We start from the raw sequence: 296 nt of genomic DNA on the forward strand, positions 1-296 counted from the left end.
TCCGCTCCGCGAACACCGCAGAGCACTCCAGCAACTCCACCGCCATCGCAGCCCACTGCGAACCCTGACCCGGGAAGACGAACGCCACCTTCCCCCCAGACCCAGCCAGGCCCTCGATCACCTGCGTGGCAGGACCGCCCTCGACCAACTCCCTCAGAGCGAGGTCGAGTTCCGCAAGACTGTCGCCGAGCACCACAGCCCGGTTCTCCAGCACCGCACGGCCGGTCGCCAGCGAACGGCCGACACCCGACACGTCCAGCCCCGGCTCACCCGCCGCGAACGCCCGCAGCCGCGCC

The 296-nt window shown here is 70.9% G+C and carries 1 protein-coding gene; it reads right to left on the reverse strand.

Annotated elements, in window-relative coordinates; genetic code table 11:
- The coding region (locus UK12_RS35370) for an acyltransferase domain-containing protein (protein WP_045307327.1) at nt 1–296 on the reverse strand (296 nt) is incomplete at both ends.

Source organism: Saccharothrix sp. ST-888 (assembly GCF_000955975.1).
In the GTDB taxonomy this organism is placed as follows: domain Bacteria; phylum Actinomycetota; class Actinomycetes; order Streptomycetales; family Streptomycetaceae; genus Kitasatospora.